19 protein-coding genes, 3 tRNA genes and 1 pseudogene are annotated in these 18,375 nt (G+C 59.1%); 13 read left to right on the forward strand and 10 right to left on the reverse strand.

Going from position 1 to position 18,375, the window contains the following annotated elements:
• The first annotated feature begins 148 nt into the window (after nt 1–148).
• Together AB4N42_RS19520 and AB4N42_RS19525 are read left to right on the forward strand one after the other, a co-directional pair.
• Nucleotides 149–1,051 carry an autotransporter domain-containing protein gene (locus tag AB4N42_RS19520; RefSeq protein ID WP_198796979.1) on the forward strand — a complete coding sequence of 301 codons (903 nt, stop codon included), beginning with the start codon at nt 149–151 and terminating at the stop codon, nt 1,049–1,051.
• A 155-nt stretch (nt 1,052–1,206) separates the two neighbouring features.
• A complete protein-coding gene (locus tag AB4N42_RS19525; RefSeq protein WP_198796980.1) occupies nt 1,207–2,832 on the forward strand; it encodes an NADP-dependent glyceraldehyde-3-phosphate dehydrogenase in 1,626 nt (541 codons plus the stop codon).
• Nucleotides 2,833–2,846: 14 nt separating this feature from the next.
• On the opposite strand, the pseudogene AB4N42_RS19530 reads toward AB4N42_RS19525, so the two are convergent.
• Nucleotides 2,847–3,741 (reverse strand): annotated as a pseudogene (locus tag AB4N42_RS19530) (DMT family transporter).
• Between the two features lie 133 nt (nt 3,742–3,874).
• Between AB4N42_RS19530 and AB4N42_RS19535 the strand changes: the two are divergent.
• Nucleotides 3,875–4,312 (forward strand): Lrp/AsnC family transcriptional regulator, encoded by a 438-nt coding sequence (locus AB4N42_RS19535; protein ID WP_030142755.1) that lies wholly within the window; start codon nt 3,875–3,877, stop codon nt 4,310–4,312.
• A gap of 615 nt (nt 4,313–4,927) precedes the next feature.
• On the opposite strand, the gene AB4N42_RS19540 is transcribed toward AB4N42_RS19535, so the two are convergent.
• A complete protein-coding gene (locus AB4N42_RS19540) occupies nt 4,928–5,599 on the reverse strand; it encodes a Bax inhibitor-1/YccA family protein (protein ID WP_460115189.1) in 672 nt (223 codons plus the stop codon).
• Nucleotides 5,600–5,723: 124 nt separating this feature from the next.
• On the opposite strand from AB4N42_RS19540, the gene AB4N42_RS19545 reads away from it, so the two are divergent.
• The 3 genes from AB4N42_RS19545 to AB4N42_RS19555 all read left to right on the forward strand — a co-directional run bounded on the left by AB4N42_RS19545 (nt 5,724) and on the right by AB4N42_RS19555 (nt 8,850).
• Nucleotides 5,724–5,811, forward strand: a tRNA-Ser gene (locus AB4N42_RS19545).
• Nucleotides 5,812–5,933: 122 nt separating this feature from the next.
• On the forward strand, nt 5,934–6,788 hold the full coding sequence (locus tag AB4N42_RS19550) for a prohibitin family protein (protein WP_181290198.1): 855 nt from the start codon (nt 5,934–5,936) through the stop codon (nt 6,786–6,788).
• Between the two features lie 268 nt (nt 6,789–7,056).
• Nucleotides 7,057–8,850, forward strand: a complete 1,794-nt coding sequence (locus tag AB4N42_RS19555; protein WP_460115190.1) for a DAHL domain-containing protein — start codon at nt 7,057–7,059, stop codon at nt 8,848–8,850.
• 54 nt (nt 8,851–8,904) lie between these two features.
• Here the strand turns inward: AB4N42_RS19555 and AB4N42_RS19560 are convergent, their stop codons facing one another.
• Together AB4N42_RS19560 and AB4N42_RS19565 are read right to left on the reverse strand one after the other, a co-directional pair.
• A complete protein-coding gene (locus tag AB4N42_RS19560) occupies nt 8,905–9,096 on the reverse strand; it encodes a DUF2188 domain-containing protein (protein ID WP_249875065.1) in 192 nt (63 codons plus the stop codon).
• A gap of 113 nt (nt 9,097–9,209) precedes the next feature.
• The gene (locus AB4N42_RS19565; RefSeq protein WP_460115191.1) at nt 9,210–10,109 is read right to left on the reverse strand and encodes a polysaccharide deacetylase family protein; all 900 of its coding nucleotides are present in this window, start codon (nt 10,107–10,109) and stop codon (nt 9,210–9,212) included.
• 227 nt (nt 10,110–10,336) lie between these two features.
• Here AB4N42_RS19565 and AB4N42_RS19570 point away from each other — a divergent pair, with 227 nt between their 5' ends.
• The 3 genes from AB4N42_RS19570 (at nt 10,337) to AB4N42_RS19580 (ending at nt 11,519) form a co-directional block, all read left to right on the forward strand.
• Complete coding sequence (locus AB4N42_RS19570) at nt 10,337–10,591, forward strand: DUF6555 family protein (protein ID WP_003181556.1); 255 nt, start codon at nt 10,337–10,339, stop codon at nt 10,589–10,591.
• A 153-nt stretch (nt 10,592–10,744) separates the two neighbouring features.
• Nucleotides 10,745–10,975, forward strand: coding sequence for a hypothetical protein (locus AB4N42_RS19575; RefSeq protein ID WP_030142538.1), 231 nt, complete (start codon nt 10,745–10,747; stop codon nt 10,973–10,975).
• Between the two features lie 118 nt (nt 10,976–11,093).
• Nucleotides 11,094–11,519: a hypothetical protein gene (locus AB4N42_RS19580; protein WP_258650786.1), complete on the forward strand. Its 426-nt coding sequence runs from the start codon at nt 11,094–11,096 to the stop codon at nt 11,517–11,519.
• A gap of 23 nt (nt 11,520–11,542) precedes the next feature.
• Here the strand turns inward: AB4N42_RS19580 and AB4N42_RS19585 are convergent, their stop codons facing one another.
• Entirely contained in the window at nt 11,543–11,770 is a 228-nt protein-coding gene (locus AB4N42_RS19585) for a PLD nuclease N-terminal domain-containing protein (protein ID WP_460115192.1), read from the reverse strand.
• A gap of 94 nt (nt 11,771–11,864) precedes the next feature.
• A complete protein-coding gene (locus AB4N42_RS19590) occupies nt 11,865–12,050 on the reverse strand; it encodes a hypothetical protein (protein ID WP_030142541.1) in 186 nt (61 codons plus the stop codon).
• Nucleotides 12,051–12,320: 270 nt separating this feature from the next.
• Between AB4N42_RS19590 and AB4N42_RS19595 the strand changes: the two genes are divergently transcribed.
• Complete coding sequence (locus AB4N42_RS19595) at nt 12,321–12,683, forward strand: NUDIX hydrolase (protein ID WP_198796986.1); 363 nt, start codon at nt 12,321–12,323, stop codon at nt 12,681–12,683.
• A gap of 104 nt (nt 12,684–12,787) precedes the next feature.
• On the opposite strand, the gene AB4N42_RS19600 is transcribed toward AB4N42_RS19595, so the two are convergent.
• Together AB4N42_RS19600 and AB4N42_RS19605 are read right to left on the reverse strand one after the other, a co-directional pair.
• A tRNA-Leu gene (locus AB4N42_RS19600) sits at nt 12,788–12,874 on the reverse strand.
• A gap of 193 nt (nt 12,875–13,067) precedes the next feature.
• A tRNA-Cys gene (locus tag AB4N42_RS19605) sits at nt 13,068–13,141 on the reverse strand.
• A gap of 337 nt (nt 13,142–13,478) precedes the next feature.
• Here AB4N42_RS19605 and AB4N42_RS19610 point away from each other — a divergent pair.
• The 3 genes from AB4N42_RS19610 to AB4N42_RS19620 all read left to right on the forward strand — a co-directional run bounded on the left by AB4N42_RS19610 (nt 13,479) and on the right by AB4N42_RS19620 (nt 16,521).
• Nucleotides 13,479–14,318 (forward strand): SRPBCC family protein, encoded by an 840-nt coding sequence (locus tag AB4N42_RS19610; RefSeq protein WP_080628632.1) that lies wholly within the window; start codon nt 13,479–13,481, stop codon nt 14,316–14,318.
• Nucleotides 14,318–15,490, forward strand: coding sequence for a zinc-dependent alcohol dehydrogenase (locus AB4N42_RS19615; RefSeq protein ID WP_030142544.1), 1,173 nt, complete (start codon nt 14,318–14,320; stop codon nt 15,488–15,490). The genes AB4N42_RS19610 and AB4N42_RS19615 overlap by 1 nt, the downstream gene beginning before the upstream one ends.
• 251 nt (nt 15,491–15,741) lie before the next feature.
• The gene (locus AB4N42_RS19620) at nt 15,742–16,521 is read left to right on the forward strand and encodes a TSUP family transporter (RefSeq protein ID WP_030142545.1); all 780 of its coding nucleotides are present in this window, start codon (nt 15,742–15,744) and stop codon (nt 16,519–16,521) included.
• Here AB4N42_RS19620 and nudC read toward each other — a convergent pair.
• Both nudC and AB4N42_RS19630 read right to left on the reverse strand, forming a co-directional pair.
• Nucleotides 16,489–17,319 (reverse strand): NAD(+) diphosphatase, encoded by an 831-nt coding sequence (gene nudC, locus AB4N42_RS19625; protein ID WP_198796994.1) that lies wholly within the window; start codon nt 17,317–17,319, stop codon nt 16,489–16,491. The two genes, AB4N42_RS19620 and nudC, sit on opposite strands and share 33 nt — an antisense overlap.
• 6 nt (nt 17,320–17,325) lie before the next feature.
• Nucleotides 17,326–18,138, reverse strand: a complete 813-nt coding sequence (locus tag AB4N42_RS19630; protein ID WP_030142547.1) for a crotonase/enoyl-CoA hydratase family protein — start codon at nt 18,136–18,138, stop codon at nt 17,326–17,328.
• Nucleotides 18,139–18,375 lie beyond the last annotated feature (237 nt).

Raw genomic sequence — 18,375 nt, forward strand, 5'->3', positions numbered from 1 at the left:
CTACCCCCGGAACACAGTCAGGGGCAGGCCTCTGGAACCCGCCATCGCGGGCCGCCAGAGGTTTGCCTCATCCCATTCGGTCGCCCCTCATTCGGGGTAGGAGAGACGCCCTAAGCGAGAAATGCATGCAATTGCAAGGCAGACCCCCATGAAAACGTCCCCCCGCCCACAGGAATTCAAAACCACCTTCTGCACCGTCTCGACTTCCTTGTTGCTGTGCTCGTCGATGCAAGTTCAGGCCGAACTGGAAGATCCCCTCACAGCCCCCTGGTATGGCCGGACGCCCACCGGCAGCCAGGCGAGCAATGACCCCGTCCCTGGCAAAAGCCCCGCGCTGTTCACCTTGCGAAACGTCAGCGGCCACACCCAACGCATGGGTCTGATCAGTGGCCAGAGCCAGCTCACAGCCAATAGCAGCGGGATGCTCGTGCCCCCTGCGCTGGCCGAGCCGGGCCAGGATTCCCTGAGTCTGAAGGGTGAAAACCTTGGCGCTTATTGGAGCCTGACCGGACCCGCCGGCTGGCACGTCGACCTGAGCGCAAGCGGTGGACGGGTCAATGGCTTCAGCCTGAATGAACAGGGCCTGCGCCAAGCCACCGAGGGCAGTGCCGTCACACTGTCGGTTGAAGGTGGATTTCCCATCGGCATCAGTGACAACTGGGTGGTCGAGCCCCAGGCACAGTTGATCAATCAACGCGTCAGCCTGGATACGCCCTCCAGTGAAAAGAGTGACAGCAATGAATTGAGCACCTGGAGCGGTCGCGTCGGCGCCCGGCTCAAAGGCAACTATCAAGTCAACGGCCTGGGCGTCGAGCCCTACGTGCGCACGAACCTCTGGCACACGGTCCAGAGCGCCGACACCCTGACCCTGGACAAGGTCGACAAGATCAGCAGCAGCCGCAAATCTTCCACCGTTGAAGTGGGCTTGGGCCTGGTCGCCCGGGTGACGCCGGTGGTAAGCCTGTATGTCAGCGCCGACTACAGCAGTGACGTCGATGACAACGACCTCAACGGCGTCATCGCCAGCCTGGGCGTGCGGATGCGTTGGTAAACGTCCGCCTTTCTCTTCGATGCATTCCCTGCGAGGGAGCAGGCAGCCCGGCCGCCCGCCCCTTGCCGCTTCGAAAACACCTCCATTAAGGCGTATAACGCTAAAAGCGCTGCAGACTGTCAGCCCATGGCTCATTTCATTGATGGAGTAACGATATGACCACAGCCAACCTACTTTCCGATCTATTCCCCAGCGCCACCGATATTCCGCCGGCCTACCGTCTCGGTGACCCAGTCGAACAACGGGAATACCTGGTCGACGGCGTACTGAGAACCTGGCAAGGTCCCCTGGCCACCGTGCGCAGCCCGGTTTACCTGGCAAGCCCCGGTGGCGATGAGCAGGTCATCCTCGGCAGCACACCGCTGCTGGATGCCGAGACAGCACTCACCGCGCTCGACGCCGCCGTCCGGGCCTATGATCGCGGCCAAGGCACATGGCCGACGATGCGCGTCGCCGAACGCATCCGTCATGTCGAAACCTTCCTGGCGCGCATGCGCGAACAACGTGAAGCCGTGGTCAAGCTACTGATGTGGGAGATCGGCAAGAACCTCAAGGACTCCCAGAAGGAATTCGACCGTACCTGCGACTACATCGTCGACACCATCAATGCCCTAAAGGAACTGGACCGTCGCTCCAGCCGCTTCGAACTGGAACAGGACACCCTTGGACAGATCCGACGCGTCCCCCTGGGCGTTGCCCTGTGCATGGGCCCTTACAACTATCCACTGAACGAAACCTTTACCACGCTGATTCCCGCGCTGATCATGGGCAACACCGTGGTATTCAAGCCGGCCAAGCTTGGCGTGCTGCTGATCCGTCCGTTGCTGGAAGCCTTCCGCGACAGCTTTCCGGCCGGGGTCATCAATGTGATCTACGGCAGTGGGCGAGAAACCGTCAGCGCGCTGATGGCCAGTGGCAAGATCGACATCTTCGCGTTCATCGGCACCAACAAAGCCGCCAGCGACCTCAAGAAACTTCATCCGCGCCCACATCGCCTGCGTGCCGCCCTTGGGCTGGATGCAAAAAATCCCGGCCTGGTGCTGCGTGATGTCGACCTGGATAACGCCGTCAGCGAGGCGCTGACCGGTTCACTGTCATTCAACGGCCAACGCTGCACGGCACTGAAGATTCTGTTTGTTCACGAAGACGTCGCCCCGGCATTCATCGAGAAATTCAATGCCAAGCTTGCCGCTTTGAAACCCGGGATGCCTTGGGAAGATGGCGTGGCCCTGACACCCTTGCCGGAAGCCGGCAAGGTCGATTATTTGCATTCGCTGGTGGCCGATGCGATCGCCAAAGGCGCGGGTGTCATGAACCAGCACGGCGGAGAATCCAGGGCTTCGTTCTTCTATCCGGCCGTGCTCTACCCGGTGAACACGGCGATGCGGGTCTATCACGAAGAACAGTTCGGCCCGGTGGTGCCCATCGTGCCGTACCGCGACCTCAACACCGTGGTCGACTACGTACTGGAGTCGGACTTCGGCCAGCAACTGAGCATCTTCGGCACCAACCCGGCCGAAGTCGGCAAGCTGGTGGACACCTTTGCCAACCAGGTCGGGCGCATCAACATCAACGCCCAGTGCCAGCGCGGCCCCGACACCTTCCCGTTCAATGGCCGGAAAAACTCCGCCGAAGGCACGTTGTCGGTGCACGATGCCCTGCGCACCTTTTCGATCCGCACATTGGTGGCGACCAAGTTCCAAGAGAACAACAAGGCATTGATCAGCGACATCATCCGGGAACGGGATTCAAACTTCCTGACCACCGATTACATCTTCTGACCCGCCTCCGTTGTTCAGGACAGGGCTGCGCGGCGCCACTTGAGGCCCCAGCCCTGCTGCATGCCGGCAGCCGCCAGCAGGATCGCCGCCACGCCCAGCCATTGCAGCGGTTCGAGACGATGGCCGAAGGCGAACCAGTCGACGAAGATCGCCGCGATCGGGTAGATAAAGGACAGCGCGCCCGTCACGGCAGTCGGCAACCGTTGGATCGCGCTGTACAACAGCACGTACATCACGCCCGTGTGAATCATGCCCAAAGCCACCAGGCTGGCCCAGGCCTCTGGCTGCTGTGGTAGCGCCGAGAAATTCGCCCATGGCGCCAGCAGCAATACCCCGGTGCTCACCTGGATCAGCGCGATCAAATGCGGTGGCGTGCCCGTCAGGCGCTTGATGATCAGCGCCGCAACGGCGTACAACAGTGCCGCCCCAAGCGCCAAGGCAATACCCACCAGATAATTCCCGCCCCCCTGCCCTTGTTCGCCATGGGCGCTGACGATCGCCAGCATCCCGAGAAACGAAACCGCCAGCCAGAACAGCTTCTGCGCCGTGATTTTCTCCCCCAGGAACAATGCCGCCAGCCCCACCAACATGAATGGCTGGACGTTGTACACCGCCGTACCGATAGCAATCGAAGCGCGGGAATAGGAAGCGAACAACAACACCCAGTTACCGACGATTGCCACGCCGCTGAGCACCGCCAGCAGGAAAGTCGTGCGTGTCAGAATGTCCCGGCGCAAGAAGCCAAGGCCCGCGCAAATCAACAGCAGCGTGCTCGGCGCCAAACACGCAACGCCAGAACACCACATCCAGCACAGGCTGGCCCGAGACCAGCACGAACCAGCCTATGGTTCCGGAAATCAGCATGGCGGCGGTCATTTCGAGCGAACCGCGGCGTAAGGTCTTGTCCATCTTCGGGCTCCTTCGTCAAGTGAGCACAGTATGCCCATCCACCGGGCCGCTTCTCCATGGCTTGGAAAAGGCTAAACTGGCTTTCCACCTTTTTTATCAAGGCAGCTTCACGTATTTGCCTAACGGAGCCGAAATGACTGACGACATCGATCAAATCCTCATCAGCGCCTTGATGGAAGACTCCCGGCGTTCGCTCAAGGCCTTGGCGAACCTGAGCGGCCTGTCGTCCCCCAGCGTAGCCGAGCGCCTGCGACGACTCGAAGAACGTGGCGTGCTCAGGGGCTACACGGTTGAGGTCGATCCGAAGTGTTTTGGTTATCAGCTACAGGCCATCGTGCGGATTCGTCCGCTGGCGGGGCAGTTGCAGGAGGTGGAGCGACAGATCCAGGCCATCGGTGAATTTACCGAGTGCGACAAGGTGACGGGCGAGGACTGTTTCATCGCACGGCTGCATGTACGATCGATGGAACAGTTGGATGTGTTGCTGGACAAGTTGAATGTGCTTGCGGAGACCAATACGGCAATTGTCAAGAAGACGCCGGTGAAGCGGCGATTGCCGCCGATGGAGTGAGCTTCGTTGGTGGTGGCCGACCTGGTTCCCCTGTGGGAGCGAGCTTGCTCGCGAAGGCGATGTAACAGCCAATGATGATGTTGGATGTACTGGCCTCTTCGCGAGCAAGCTCGCTCCCACAGGGTTCTTTGGTCCATGTCAGTGTTGTGGCTAATGAAAATCCAGTGTGGAGCTTGCTCGGATAGCAGTGGCGCAGCCACAGGTGGAGATGCCCCAGTTCTTGCTCTGCTTTCGACTTTGATTTTGATCTTGATCTTGATCTTTGCGCCCCGTTAAACCACGCTGGCCGAACGCAGGCCTTGTGGAATGGGCATCCCGGCATGGATGCCGGGATAGCCGCGCAGGGCCATGGATGGCCCATCGCGGCAGGCCCACGGAGCAAGGCCGGAGTGAGGGAACACCGAGCCTAGGCGAGGTGCCGAGTGGTGGGGCAAAGCCTTTTTGGTTACTTTTTTGGCGTCTGAAAAAAGTGACCCGCTGTAAGAGCGGAACCGCCAGCAGCCGATACCGAAGAAACGGATATGCACACAAACCACCACACCAAAAAAAACGGCGCCCTCCTTTCGGAAAAGCGCCGTCTCTCAAATCAACAGCTCACCAGGCATTCTGGCAATATCAGTCCTCACGCCCCATCAACCCGAACAACTGCAGCAAGCTGACAAACAGGTTGTAGATCGATACATACAGGCTGATGGTCGCCATGATGTAGTTACGCTCGCCGCCATGAATGATCGCGCTGGTCTGGTAAAGGATGCAGACCGACGAGAACAGCACGAAGCCGGCGCTGATCGCCAGTTGCAGGCCGCTGATCTGGAAGAAGAAGCTGGCCACTACCGCACCCAGCAACACGAAGAAACCAGCAGTGATGAAACCGCTCAGGAAGCTCATGTCCTTGCGGGAGATCAGCACGTAGGCCGACAGGCCGCCAAACACCAGGGCGGTCATGGCGAACGCCGAGCTGACCACTTCGGCGCCGCCCTGCATTTGCAGGTAGCGATTGAGGATCGGGCCGAGCAGGAAGCCCATGAAACCGGTCAGGGCGAAAGCCGAAACCAGGCCCCAGGCCGAATCACGAAGCTTGTTGGTGAGGAAGAAAAGGCCGTAGAAACCGATCAGCACAACGAAGATGTTCGGGTAACCGACACGCATCTGTTGTGCGACGTAGGCCATCACACCGCTGAAAGCGAGCGTGAGTGCCAACAGGCCATAAGTGTTGCGCAGGACGCGGCTAACTTCTAGCTGCTCAGCCTGCACGCTGTTGTTCACTGCGTAATCCTGTTCGCGCATGGCGACACTCCTCCGGTTTTGAAACATTCAGTGGCAAGGATCATAACAGACGCTCTGTAACAAGCTACGTAGAGAGTTTGACAGTGTGTTTCATTCGGGTATTATGGCGCCCGCAACGCAATACGGAGGTGTGGCCGAGTGGTTTAAGGCAACGGTCTTGAAAACCGTCGACTGTAACAGGTCCATGAGTTCGAATCCCATCGCCTCCGCCATATTTGAATGTTAAAGCCCTGACTTGTCAGGGCTTTTTCGTGTCTGGCGTTTGAAAAAACAGTGACGGTCTTCACAAAGGAAACAGTGCATGCCATCTCCTAAACCACTCAAGGAAAGTAAAGTGACCAGTAAAACCATCGGTTCGATCGGCGCAGCCATTATCGGCGTGGCCCTGTTGTGTGTCTTCTTTGGCAGTTGGTACACGGTTGATGAAACCGAGCGCGGCGTGCTCCTGCGTAACGGCGCGCTGGTCGGGGTGGTTGAGCCGGGGCTGTCGTTCAAGACGCCCTTTATCGAATCGGTCCGCCTGATCAGTACCCAGAGCCAGGTCACGTCGTACGACGATCTGCAGGCCTACAGCAAGGATCAGCAGTCAGCCGAGCTCAAGGTGTCCGTGTCTTGGCACATTGCGCCTTCCGATGTGGCGAAGGTCTACACCCAGTTCAAGGACCTGGAAGGTATTCGCGACCGGATGATCAGCCGGCAGGTGCCGACACAGGTGGAGAACGTGTTCGGCAAGTTCAACGCCGTCGCCGCTGTGCAGAACCGGGTACAGTTGGTCAATGATATTTCCGCTGCGATCAAATCGACGATTACCGGGCCGGTGATCATCGACAGCGTCCAGGTTGAAAACATCGATTTCAGCGACGCCTATGAAAAAGCCATCGAAGCGCGCATGGCAGCGGAAGTCCAGGTGAAGACTCGCGAGCAACAACTCGCAACGGAACAGGTCCAGGCCCAGATTCGCGTGACCCAGGCCCAGGCGGAGGCCGATTCGCAAGTGGCCCAGGCCAAGGCGGACGCCCTGGCCACCGAGCTTCGCGGCAAGGCTGAAGCCGAGGCGATCAAGGCTCGTGCCCAGGCGCTGGCCAGCAACCAGAACCTGGTGGAGCTGACCAAGGCCGAGCGCTGGAACGGCGAATTGCCGACCACCATGCTGCCAAACAGCGCACTGCCTTTTATCGATCTGAAATAAGTTGCATCGGCGCGGTCAATTCTGGCCGCGCCTCCTACCCAGCCTGCGCAACGCAGCCGAACAAACATCGCCCCCTCGTTGGTTGACGCTACACTTTGCTCACTGACGACCAGACGTTTACCGTTAGCAGGGAGCTCAACGTGTACCCAGGCAAAAAACCAACGCAACGCTTGCGCAATACTCCTCCCTCCGCTCTTCGTACCAATAACCGCTTTTCACTCCCCCACCCGGCACCTTCTTCGGCAGCTGTCCTGGACAGGAGAAACACGTGACCATTCTTATCAGGAAATACAAATGGCCCGCCCTGTTGGCCGCGGCGCTGGTTGTTTTCTCGGCATTGATATTCTTTTTGATCAAGTCGTATACGTACGATTCATCGACCTATTTCGAATCGCGCGATTTCATCCGCCAGCTCAAACAGGCCGACGCCAACTGGAATGTGAAAATTCTCAGGAAGAAGATCGGCGTCAACAACAACCTGTCCCTGGCCCCACCGCCTGAAGCACAAAGTCGTTGGGAGCAATTGGAACGGCTTAACAATTCGGGCCCCTTGGCATCGCTTTGGGCATCACGCCGGCAGGGTTATGTAGAAGCCGTCCAGAACAAGCACCTGCTGGTAGAGCAGTTCGAACAACACAACGCCAACCTGCGCAAATCCCTGGATGAACTCCCAACCGTCGAGGATGAGATTCAAACCTTGCTGCAGGAGAAGAAGTCCGGCAGCGACGCAACTCGCCTGACCATTGCCTCCAGTGTGCTCGACCTGGCTCTGACCACCTCGGAATACGCGCTTTACGTGACGTCGGATAAAGCGAGGGAGGTGCAGGCTCAATTAAGCGAACTCGAACGTGCGATTGAGCAAATGCCCGCCTCCTACCGGCCCGTTTTTGTCTCCCTGACACAGCACGCCAACACCGTCATCCAGGAACAGCCGCTGGTCAACGACCTGCTGGACCGCATCAGCGTGATCCCGGTGGCCCAGGAGCTGGACAGCATCAATGAACTGCTGAACGAAACCCAGCGCCGGACGGCCGCGGCAGACCGCCAATACCATATGTACCTCGCCGTGTGCGCCAGCCTGATGGCGCTTCTGATGATCTACCTGGCCGTACGGCTGGTGCGCAGCTATTCAGTCATCAATCAGATCAACCATGAACTTCAAACCGCCAACGACCGGCTGGAAGAGCGCGTGCAAGAGCGAACCCGCGAGCTGAAGGAGGCCGAGCGGGAGTTGGTGGACGCGGCGCGCATGGCAGGCATGGCCGAGATCGCCACCAACGTGTTGCACAACGTCGGCAACGTCCTCAATAGCGTGAATATTTCAGCGGAGCTGGTGACGCGCAAGTTGAAGAACAGTAAGACGCAGGGCTTGGGGAAAGCCGTCAGGATGATGAATGAACATGCCACCGACCTGGGCCAGTTCATCACCGAGGACGAAAAAGGCAAGTTGTTGCCTCGCTATTTCAATGAGCTGGTGGATTCCATTGCCAACGAGCAAGTGCAACTTATTGAAGAGCTGGCGCAGCTGACCAAGAGCATCGACCACATCAAGGAAATCGTCACGACACAACAAACCTATGCCGGTGCTGCCCGGCTGATCGAACCGCTGAAGGTCAGCGACTTGTTCGAAGATGCGCTACGCATGAACTCGGGCGCGCTGAGTCGACACCATGTCACGGTGATCAAGGATTATCAGGACAGCCCGCTGATCATGGGCGATAAACACCGCTTGCTGCTGATCCTGATCAACCTGATCAGCAACGCCAAGTTCGCCATGTCTCATGTCGATCATCCACGGGAAATGACACTGGGTATCCGCATCGTCGACCCGACGACATTGCACATCAGCGTCAGGGATCGCGGCGAAGGCATCGCGCCGGAGAACCAGGCCCGGATCTTCAATCACGGCTTCACCACCCGCAAGGACGGCCATGGGTTCGGGTTGCATAGCTGTGCGTTGGCCGCCGTGGAAATGGATGGCCGCCTCTACGTCCACAGTGATGGGCCAGGGCAAGGCGCCCTGTTTACGCTCGAAATTCCGCTGGAATTGGCGGACGCTTGAACAGCTAGGCTGCGCGGCGGGCATTGATGCTCGCCGTGCAGCCGTTGCACCTGGCTACTGGATGTTCCCAGGGCGCACGCGACGTGGCCTCCTGGTCGGCAACGCGGCGGCATAGGCCAGCGCCTCTTCGCGCGTAGCAAAGGAACCCAGCCGGTCAGCCTGGGTGCACACCTTCCAGGGGCCGCTGTTTACGCTGAGCACGTCATAGCCATTGATGTGCATTTTCGTCAACATTGCAGTACTCATAGACCTAACCTCCTTGGGAAAACGGGGTTGCGTTGCCTACCTTACTACCGGTTGACACAGGTCGGCCTACCGAGCGTCGCAATTCACGCTCAAGCAGGAAGCGCTCAAACGCCTCAATGGGAATCCGAATCCCACAGCCAGTCCCATAAACCAGGCAAATGCACCGGTTGGGACGTGTCCCTGACCGTGCGGGCCATGGCCGCCCGTTCCAGCATCCGCTGGTCGTCGTAAAAGGGTTTGGCATCGGTTTTCAAGCCGGTGAGCCTGGCGCTGTCGAGCAGAATCTCCAGGTATTCCCGAGTGTGACGAGCGGTGTACCGGTTGAGATCATGGAAGGTCACGACGACTGGAATCACCCCATCGACCACAGGCAACTGTCCGTCAGCGATACGCTCGCGTACTTCCGAGAGCTGGCGCGTCAGGTTCATCCGTCGTCGCGGACTCAGGGTGATGCCCCAGACCTTGCCGTCGTTGGCGCTCAGGTCTGTCAGCAGTACGTGCATTCCATGACGTTGGTAGGCGGCGAAGGTGCGTTTGTCGTAACTCCAGAACGGCGGCCGCACCAGGCTGGGCGGCGCGCCCGTGACCGCAGCGATATCGCCTTCGCCGTTATCGAGGGACTGCTCCAACTCGTCAGGATCGAGGAACCGATGGTTGGTGTGCCAATGGGTGGCCGTATGAAAGCCAAGGACATGCCCTTCAAAGTGCTCACGGCTCATGATCGAGCGGCCAATTTCACTGCCGCCGGCTCGCGGCCCTCGCGTCTGGACAAAAAATACCGCCTTGATCCCAGGCTGGACCGGGTTCTGCGCCAAGGCATCCAGGACCTCGTCGCTCGGGTTCCATAAGGATGATGCGCTGGGGCCGTCATCGAATGTCAGCAGGAAACGGATGGGAGGTTGCGCACGCAAGCGTTGTTCGGTCTGCGCGGTCAGTTCGATGGGCGGGCCGATGCAACCCGACAGGCCACTGGCGAGAAGCGCCACGATCAGCGCCCAGGCGATGTTTTTCATGTCTTGCCTTTATTCAGTGCCACATTGCGTCGCCTTAGATCCCTGGCACCGGTGCTTTCAAGCTCACCTTGGAGAAGGTTACCCGGGTTTGGTTCCACACCGTGAGCACGGTTGTTCTGCAACGCGCGACGCCTTTCTGTCACCCCCGGCCTTGACCGTCTGGAAATCCGATGGAATTTTCCGAACGCCTCCGTATCCATCCGTATAGGATCAATTAGGGAGGATTTATGGGCGGTCCATCGCTTTACATCATCGACTACATGCTCCATGGCGAGCCCAAGTCTTTCATCATTCGCGCGGAAGTGATGAATAACTCCGAAGCTTGGCATTGGGCCAGTTGCGACGCGGGTGTTGGGCGCATACCCAAATTCGGCAGGGAGAAGGTCAAGCGGGTTTCCAAACCCATGGCAGAGAAATATGGCATTACCGATGTGCGCTGGCGAGCCTCCGTCGCGCCATCCTGGATCAAGGAGTCTGGCTGAATCAAATAAGGTTCCCGGCGCACCGACTGTCCAGTCGTGCGCCGGATTCTTCGACAGACCGCAAATAACTCAACTACGCTTAACTTCAGCATGAGCCGTCATTACCGACGGGCGTCGTGCTGCCCTTTTTTCAAACTTGAATGGAGGTGTGACATGTCCGAAAAAGAGTCCATCACCACCCTGCTCACCTTACTGGAATCGCGCCAGGCGCGACTGACAGCAGCCTGCAAGGAAATCGCCGACTGGGTCGACCACCAGGGCGGACACCCCGCCGCAGTGCGCATCCGCGACCGACTCAATGACATCGAAAAAGATGCCCCTTCGATCCAGAGCGCCTTGTCTTCCCTCAGGCCTGCGGAACGCCCACTGCCCAAGTTTCGCTGATGCGCCACACCGGTTCCCCCTGAACTCCACCGGTTGAAACCCGATGGAACAACGGCATTCCTTTGCCCCTCGATATTGATAGGTATCGATGCAACAGCCGTCAAAAGGGAGAACCACCATGAATGCCAGAGTCCTGCTGCTCATCGCCTGCGCCTGCCCCGCCACCGTCATGGCGCAAGGGTGTGAGGTCGTTAGCCGATCCCAAAGCCAGGCAGTCCCGGAAATCGAAACCCGTAGTTGTTACGAGTACAAGGGCGTGCCTTCGCAAGCCATTGGCTGGTCGTGCAGCAACGAAAGCAAGGGTACGTTGAGCACCGAAAAGAAACCCGTCGAGCGTTGCGCCGAGGGCTATGTGGCCACCTGCCAAGCCAGGTTGACCCAAGAAGCCCTGGCCAACCCACACTCCACCAGCAAGGACCCAAGCGCCGGTTCGGCGAATATCCCGGACAACGCGCAGGTCACCTGGTATTACTACGACGCGCAAAAGCTCCAGCAAGCCCGGAAGGATTGCGAGACCACCGGCGGCCAATGGAAAAACCGCTGACCGGGTGGCTCGCTTCGCCTGCGTCAGCCCTTGCTGTGCTCCGGCGATGAAGGCGGATTCTTGACACCTCGCGGCCCGGCCACTCCCCAGATGATCAAGCCCACTACAGGCAAGATGATCAGAAGCAGTGCCCAGCCTGCCTTGGTGCCTGCCGCCTTGTCGCTCCGAAAGACGCTGACGAGTGCCCAAAGATCCACAAGCAACAGCAACACCGCGACGGCAATCCAGAAATAACTGGCTAGTTCAGACATGGCCTTAATCCTCTTGTCAGTCTATGGATTAGGCATGGCCGCCGTAGGTCCGTTCAAAGAATCTGCCCTGCTGATTGCGGTGACGATCGTGCAGCTACAAGCGCTCGTTCAGGTAGTCGACCCATTGCTCATAGGCCTCGTGTTGACGCCGAACCGCCTCATCCCAGGCGGTCCCGGACATTTGATGGATACAGATCAGCGCCATCATTTCTGACGTCGCTGCATCGAGCTCGACCAAGAGCTCATGGGATTTGACTTTGAAATCTTCAACGGTGGTCATCTCTCCTCGCTCCCCCACGACGGGGCCGGCCAGTCCACCCAACATTGATGCGTTTTTTCGGCGCTGATTCATTTTTGGCGATGATCGGTCATTGGCGCAGCCTTTCCTCCCCGTCCCCCCGAACCGTTCGCGAAATAAACGCAGCCTTTTCCCATGGGCCGCGTTCCTACGGTCATGGGGTAACAAAATCTTTGTTGAACACTTGAATCGGGCAAGGCTCAAATATTGCAGTAATATTGCAATTTAATGACAGTCGAGGTTGGGCGAGGCATGAAAATTCGAGCGACCGTCATCTGTGAAGAAGATCGCCACATCCTGCTGGTGCGTAAACCCAAGCGTCGCTGGGCCCTGCCCGGTGGCACGGTCGAGCGCGGCGAGACCCATGCCGACGCCGCGCTCAGGGAGCTGGCGGAAGAAACCGGGCTGAGCGCCGAAAACCTGCTTTACCTGATGCAGTTCAGTGAAGGCAGCACCGAGCATCATGTGTTCGAAGCTTCGGTCAACGACTCGACAGCGGCCAGGCCACAGAACGAAATCAGCGACTGCGTGTGGCATCCGCTGGAGGCCATCGCCCAGCTGCAGATGAAAAAAGGAATGCGGGAAATACTTGAGGCGTTTCGGCGCAGGCTATAGACGTCGCAAAGCACCTTCAGTCATTGCGGACCATCGCCAAAATTGCGGACCTAAAACAAACAAGGGTTTGCATCAGCTTTCGCCCGCAAACCCTTGATTTTGGATGGTGCCCGAAGCCGGAATCGAACCGGCACGCCCTTACGAGCGGGGGATTTTAAGTCCCATGCGTCTACCAGTTTCGCCATTCGGGCGGTAGCGCGGTAAAGCCGCATGAAACTGGCAAATAGTATCTGACAGGCTCGCGGCGGGTACAACAGAGGGGGAAATATATACATCCATCCCCGGTGAAGCAAGGTCGCCATTGCCCTTTTCAAGACAAAACCTTTCATTGCTCCGCAAATAAAAAAGCTCTGTAGATCATGGATCTACAGAGCTTTTTAAAAGTGGAGGCCGAAGTCGGAATCGAACCGGCGTAGGTGGATTTGCAATCCACTGCATAACCATTTTGCTATTCGGCCTCAATACGCCCAATGCGATGAAACCACATCAGACGGATAGGAACTTATCCGGATACAGCCGCCAATAGCGAGCTATCTCCTTGAAAACATTGAAGTTTTTTACGCCTCGATGCATTCGATGGGCGCAATTATGTACTCATTTGCCTAGGCTGACAACCCCTTGATTTCAAAAAAATTTGCCTGGCAATCAACCTGATGGCTGTTTTTCCTGGCAACGCAACAAGCCAAAACCAGTCCCCTGTCCAGCTCATCGGCAAACCACCGACCCCAACGGAACAACCGCCTTTTACCTTGGTTCATCCCTTATGTCGTCCCTGGATCAGTAAGGAGAACCATCATGACTGAACGCCCAAAACTGGTGGCGAGCCGAGCTCCGGTACCCACGCCTTCCCACCCTAATCTCGGCACGCCGGAGCGACTGGTGTCGCTGGCGGCCGGCTCATTGCTGATTGCCAACGGTCTTCGCCAGGGAGGACTCAAGGGCTTGCCGCAATTGCTGCTGGGTGCGTGCGCCACCTGGCGCGCCTATTCCGGCACCTGCAGGATCAAGCGGGCCATGACCCACAGCCCCTTCGAGCAGACGTTCGAGCAGGATCGCGATTGGGACGGCAGCAAGGTGATTTCCCGCAGTATCACGATTGGCAAGCCCAGGGAGGCGGTGTATGCGTTCTGCAGCGATCCGGCCAATCTTGGCGCGCTGATGCCGTGGATCGACACCATCGAGCAGACCGGCGAACGGACCTATCGCTGGGTCGCCCATGGCCCGATGGACAAGACGCTGCATTGTGACCTCGAACAGTGCGAGCCCAAGGAAGGCCGCAAGCTGCATTGGATCGCCGGCCCGGACAGACGCTTCAAGCACGACATCCAGATGCATTTCAGCGATGCGCCGGCCGGTCGTGGTACGCAGGTCAAAGTCATCGTGGCATGCGAGACGCCCCTCGGCGCGGCCGGCTATGCACTCGCCGCCGCCATCTCGCGGTTCTCCGATAAAGCCCTGTTGAACGTGTTGCGCAGCATAAAACAGCAGTTGGAAACGGGCGAAATCAGCACCAACAAGATGCGCGATCCGCAGACGAAGGATTTCCTCTTCGTACATCCGGCCTCCAGCGCGACGCGAGCACCGGCCAATGACTCACCCACTGACAAATCCGAACTCAATGGAGGTACCGTCTGATGCGCGCACTGACTTGGCAAGGCCCCAACAAGCTACAAGTCGAGACCGTCGACGATCCGTCCATTCTCAACCCCCGCGATGCCATCGTGCGGGTGATCCTGTCCTCGGTGTGCGGCTCGGATTTGCATCTGTTGGGCGGCTACGTGCCGACCATGCAGGCCGGCGACATCATCGGGCACGAATTCATGGGCGAAGTGGTGGAAACCGGCTCGGCTGTCACGCAAATCAAGAAAGGCGACCGGGTCGTCACGGTGTCGATTGTCGGCTGTGGCGAATGCGAGCACTGTCAACGCTCGGACTTCTCCTGCTGCGACAACTCCAATCCAAACCCCACCGCAACGGACATTGCCTACGGCCAGCCGGCTTGCGGCATCATCGGCTACAGCCATGCATTCGGCGGTTATGCCGGCAGCCACGCCACTTATATCCGGGTACCTTTCGCCGACGTCAACCTGTTCACCATTCCAGAGGGCGTCAGCGACGAACAGGCCGTGTTCGTCTCCGACGCGGTGCCCACGGGCTTTTTCGCAGCCGATAACGCGGACATCCAGCCCGGCGATACGGTCGCGGTCTGGGGGTGTGGCGGGGTTGGGTTGATGGCGATGTCCAGCGCCTATCTGTTGGGCGCCGAACGGGTAATCGCCATCGACCGCTTCCCCGATCGCTTGCGCCTGGCCGAGGAAAAGGCCGGCGCCATCGCCCTGAACTACGAGACCACGGACATACACGCCGCCCTGCTGGAACTGACCGGCGGCCGAGGTCCGGATCGCTGCATCGATTGCGTCGGCATGGAAGCCCACGGCACCGAAGTCGATTACTTCTACGACAAGACCAAACAGATGCTGCGCCTGCACACCGAGCGCGGAACGGTGCTGCGCCAGTCAATCCGCGCCTGCCGCAAGGGTGGGACAGTGTCGGTGGTCGGGGTGTATGGCGGCTTGCTGGACAAATTCCCGATGGGGGCGATCGTCAACAAGGCACTGACCCTGCGCTCCGGCCAGCAACCGGGGCAGCGTTATGTGAAGCGGCTGTTCGAGCACATCCAGAAGGGCGAACTGGACCCCTCCTATCTCCTGACTCACCCCATGGGCCTGGAACAATCGGTGGAGGGTTACGCAATGTTCAAGGAAAAACGCCAGGATTGTTTGCGAGCAGTTTTTCGGCCGGAGTGAGGATCGGCCCCATGGAGAGAGCTTGTTCCCGCAGGGCTGCGATCTTTTGCGGATGGCGGTACCCCGTGTGAAAGATCAAAAGATCGCAGCCTCGCTTCGCTCGGCAGCTCCTACACAGAGCCCAGCGGGAGCAAGCTCCCTCGCCACGGAGTTAGCGGCATCTCACCGGAGAGTCGCGGCCCAGCGCCATTATCGGTAACATACCGGCCTTTCCCGCAGCCCTTCTGCGCCCTGCCGAATAAGCCCATTCCATGCCTTTTGAACTCAGCGTTGACCTCTCCACTCTCGCTATCCTGGCCGTAGTCGCGTTCATCGCCGGCTTCATCGACGCTATCGCTGGAGGGGGTGGCCTGCTTACCACGCCTGCCCTGCTGACCGCTGGCTTGCCGCCGCACCTGGTGCTGGGCACCAACAAGCTCAGCTCGACTTTTGGTTCGGCCACGGCCAGCTTCACGTTCTACAGGCGCAAGCTATTTCATCCGCGGCAGTGGACCCACGCCCTCGTCGGCACGCTGGTCGGTGCCTTGGCCGGCGCCGTCGTCGCCCATTACCTGCCCGCCGAGTGGCTGAACAAGATGCTGCCGGTGATTGTCTTTGCCTGCGGCCTGTACTTGCTGTTCGGCGGCACGCCCAAGGCGCCGCTGGACAGCAACGCACCGATCAAGAAGACCTGGCAGTCGCCGCAAGGCTTCACCCTCGGTTTCTATGACGGCGTGGCCGGCCCGGGCACGGGCGCGTTCTGGACCGTCAGCAGCCTGCTGCTCTATCCCATCGACCTGGTCAAGGCCAGCGGCGTGGCCCGCAGCATGAACTTCGTCAGCAACATCGCGGCGCTGTCGGTGTTCATCTTCTCGGGTCAGGTGGATTGGATCATCGGGCTGAGCATGGGCCTGTCGGTGATGGTCGGCGCATTCTTCGGCGCGCGCACCGCCATCAGCGGCGGCGCGAAGTTCATCCGGCCGGTGTTCATCACCGTGGTACTGGCCCTGACCGTGCGCCTAGCCTGGCAACACTGGTTCAGCATGGCCTAGGCGGCGGGCCACATAGAGATCGATCAGGTAGCGGGCAATCGAGCGCGATGCCGGCAATGGCGGCAGGTCATGGATGTTGAACCATTGCGCGTCCTCGATTTCGTCCTCCTGGGGCACGATCTCGCCGCTGGCGTATTCGGCGTGGAAGCCCAGCATCATCGAATGGGGAAACGGCCAGCACTGGCTGCCCACGTACTGGATGTTTTTCACGTCGATGCTGACTTCCTCGCGGACCTCGCGAACAAGGCAATCCTCCGCCGACTCACCCGGCTCGGCAAAGCCCGCCAAGGTGCTGTAGACACCTGTGACAAACCGGGGGGAACGGGCCAACAAGACTTCGTCGCCACGAGTGATCAGCACGATCATGCTCGGCGAGATCCGTGGGTAATGCCGCAAGTCGCATGCCTGGCAATACATCGCCCGCTCTCGCGGCACCTGGCTCATGCGCTGGCCGCAGCTGCCGCAAAAGCGATGCTCCCGGGCCCAGGTGCCGATCTGCGCGGCATAACCCAACACCTTGAACAGCGTGTGGTCATCTTCGAGCATGAAGGCCCGCAGGCCTTTCCAGTTGCAGCCGGGAATGTCCAAGGCGCTGTGCAGTTCCAGCAAGTGGACCGGCTCGCCATCGAGATGGCCGATGCCGTGCTCGGCAAGGATCGACAAGTCCTGGCGCTTGAGCCAGTCGCGAGGAAACAGCGCGCCGTTGTCGTCGTACAGGAAACCTTCCGGGCTGCGGGCCACGGCCCAGCCGCCGGGTTTATCTGTATCGAGTACTGCGGTGGTCCAGCGTGAAATCATGATCGGTCAGTCCAGAAATTCGGGTTTCTGTTTGCTCATATGGGCGGCCATGGCCACGCGCAGGTCATTGGATTGCAACATGGCGGCGTTCCACGTGGCGACGTATTCCAGCCCGTCGTCGATGCGGTGGTCGCGCATGTAGCTGATCATTTCCTTGGTGCCGGTGACGGCGATCGGCGACTTGGCGGCGATTTCCCGGGCAATGCCCATGACGCCGTCGAGCAGGCTGGCTGTGTCACCATAGACACGATTGACCAGGCCAATGCTGCGCGCTTCGTCGGCACCGAAGGTGCGCCCCGTATAAGCGAGTTCACGCAGCATGCCGTCCCCGATGATCCGGGGCAAGCGTTGCAATGTGCCAACATCGGCCGCCATGCCGATGTCGATTTCCTTGATGGAGAACTGCGCGTCCTCGGCGGCGTAGCGCATGTCACAGGCGGAAATCAGGTCGATGGCGCCGCCCAGGCAATAGCCTTGGACCGCCGCGAGTACCGGCTTGCGGCAGTTGTCCACGGCATTGAACGAGGCTTGCAGCTGCAGGATCTTGCGCCGCAGCACGCGGGCGTTACGGCCCACATCCTTGCCCAGTTCATTGGCCACGCCGGCCAGCATCATCAGGTCGATGCCTGAAGAGAAATGCTTGCCGGCGCCGCTCAAGACCACCACCCGCACTTCGTCGGTATCGTCGATCCATTGGAAGATATCGACGATCTCGCTCCAGAACGCCGCGTTCATGGCGTTGATCTTGTCCGGTCGATTGATCTGCACATGGGCGATGTTGTCTGCAAGTTCGACGTTGAACGCTTGGTATTGCGACATGGCAGTATCCTTTTACCGGCTGGAAAGAGGCCTGAACTATACCAAGCGATTACGATTGGACGTAGGCAGTGCATCGGCCAAAAGCGGGACTTTGCGCGGGATGTTCAGGAGATCTCTGTGGCGAGGGGATTTATCCCCGCTGGGCTGCGAAGCAGCCCAAAAACCGGATGCAATTTGATTGACACACCGAGTCAGCAATTCTGAGGGCTGCTGCGCAGCCCAGCGGGGATAAATCCC

It is taken from the genome of Pseudomonas sp. H2_D02 (assembly GCF_054677635.1).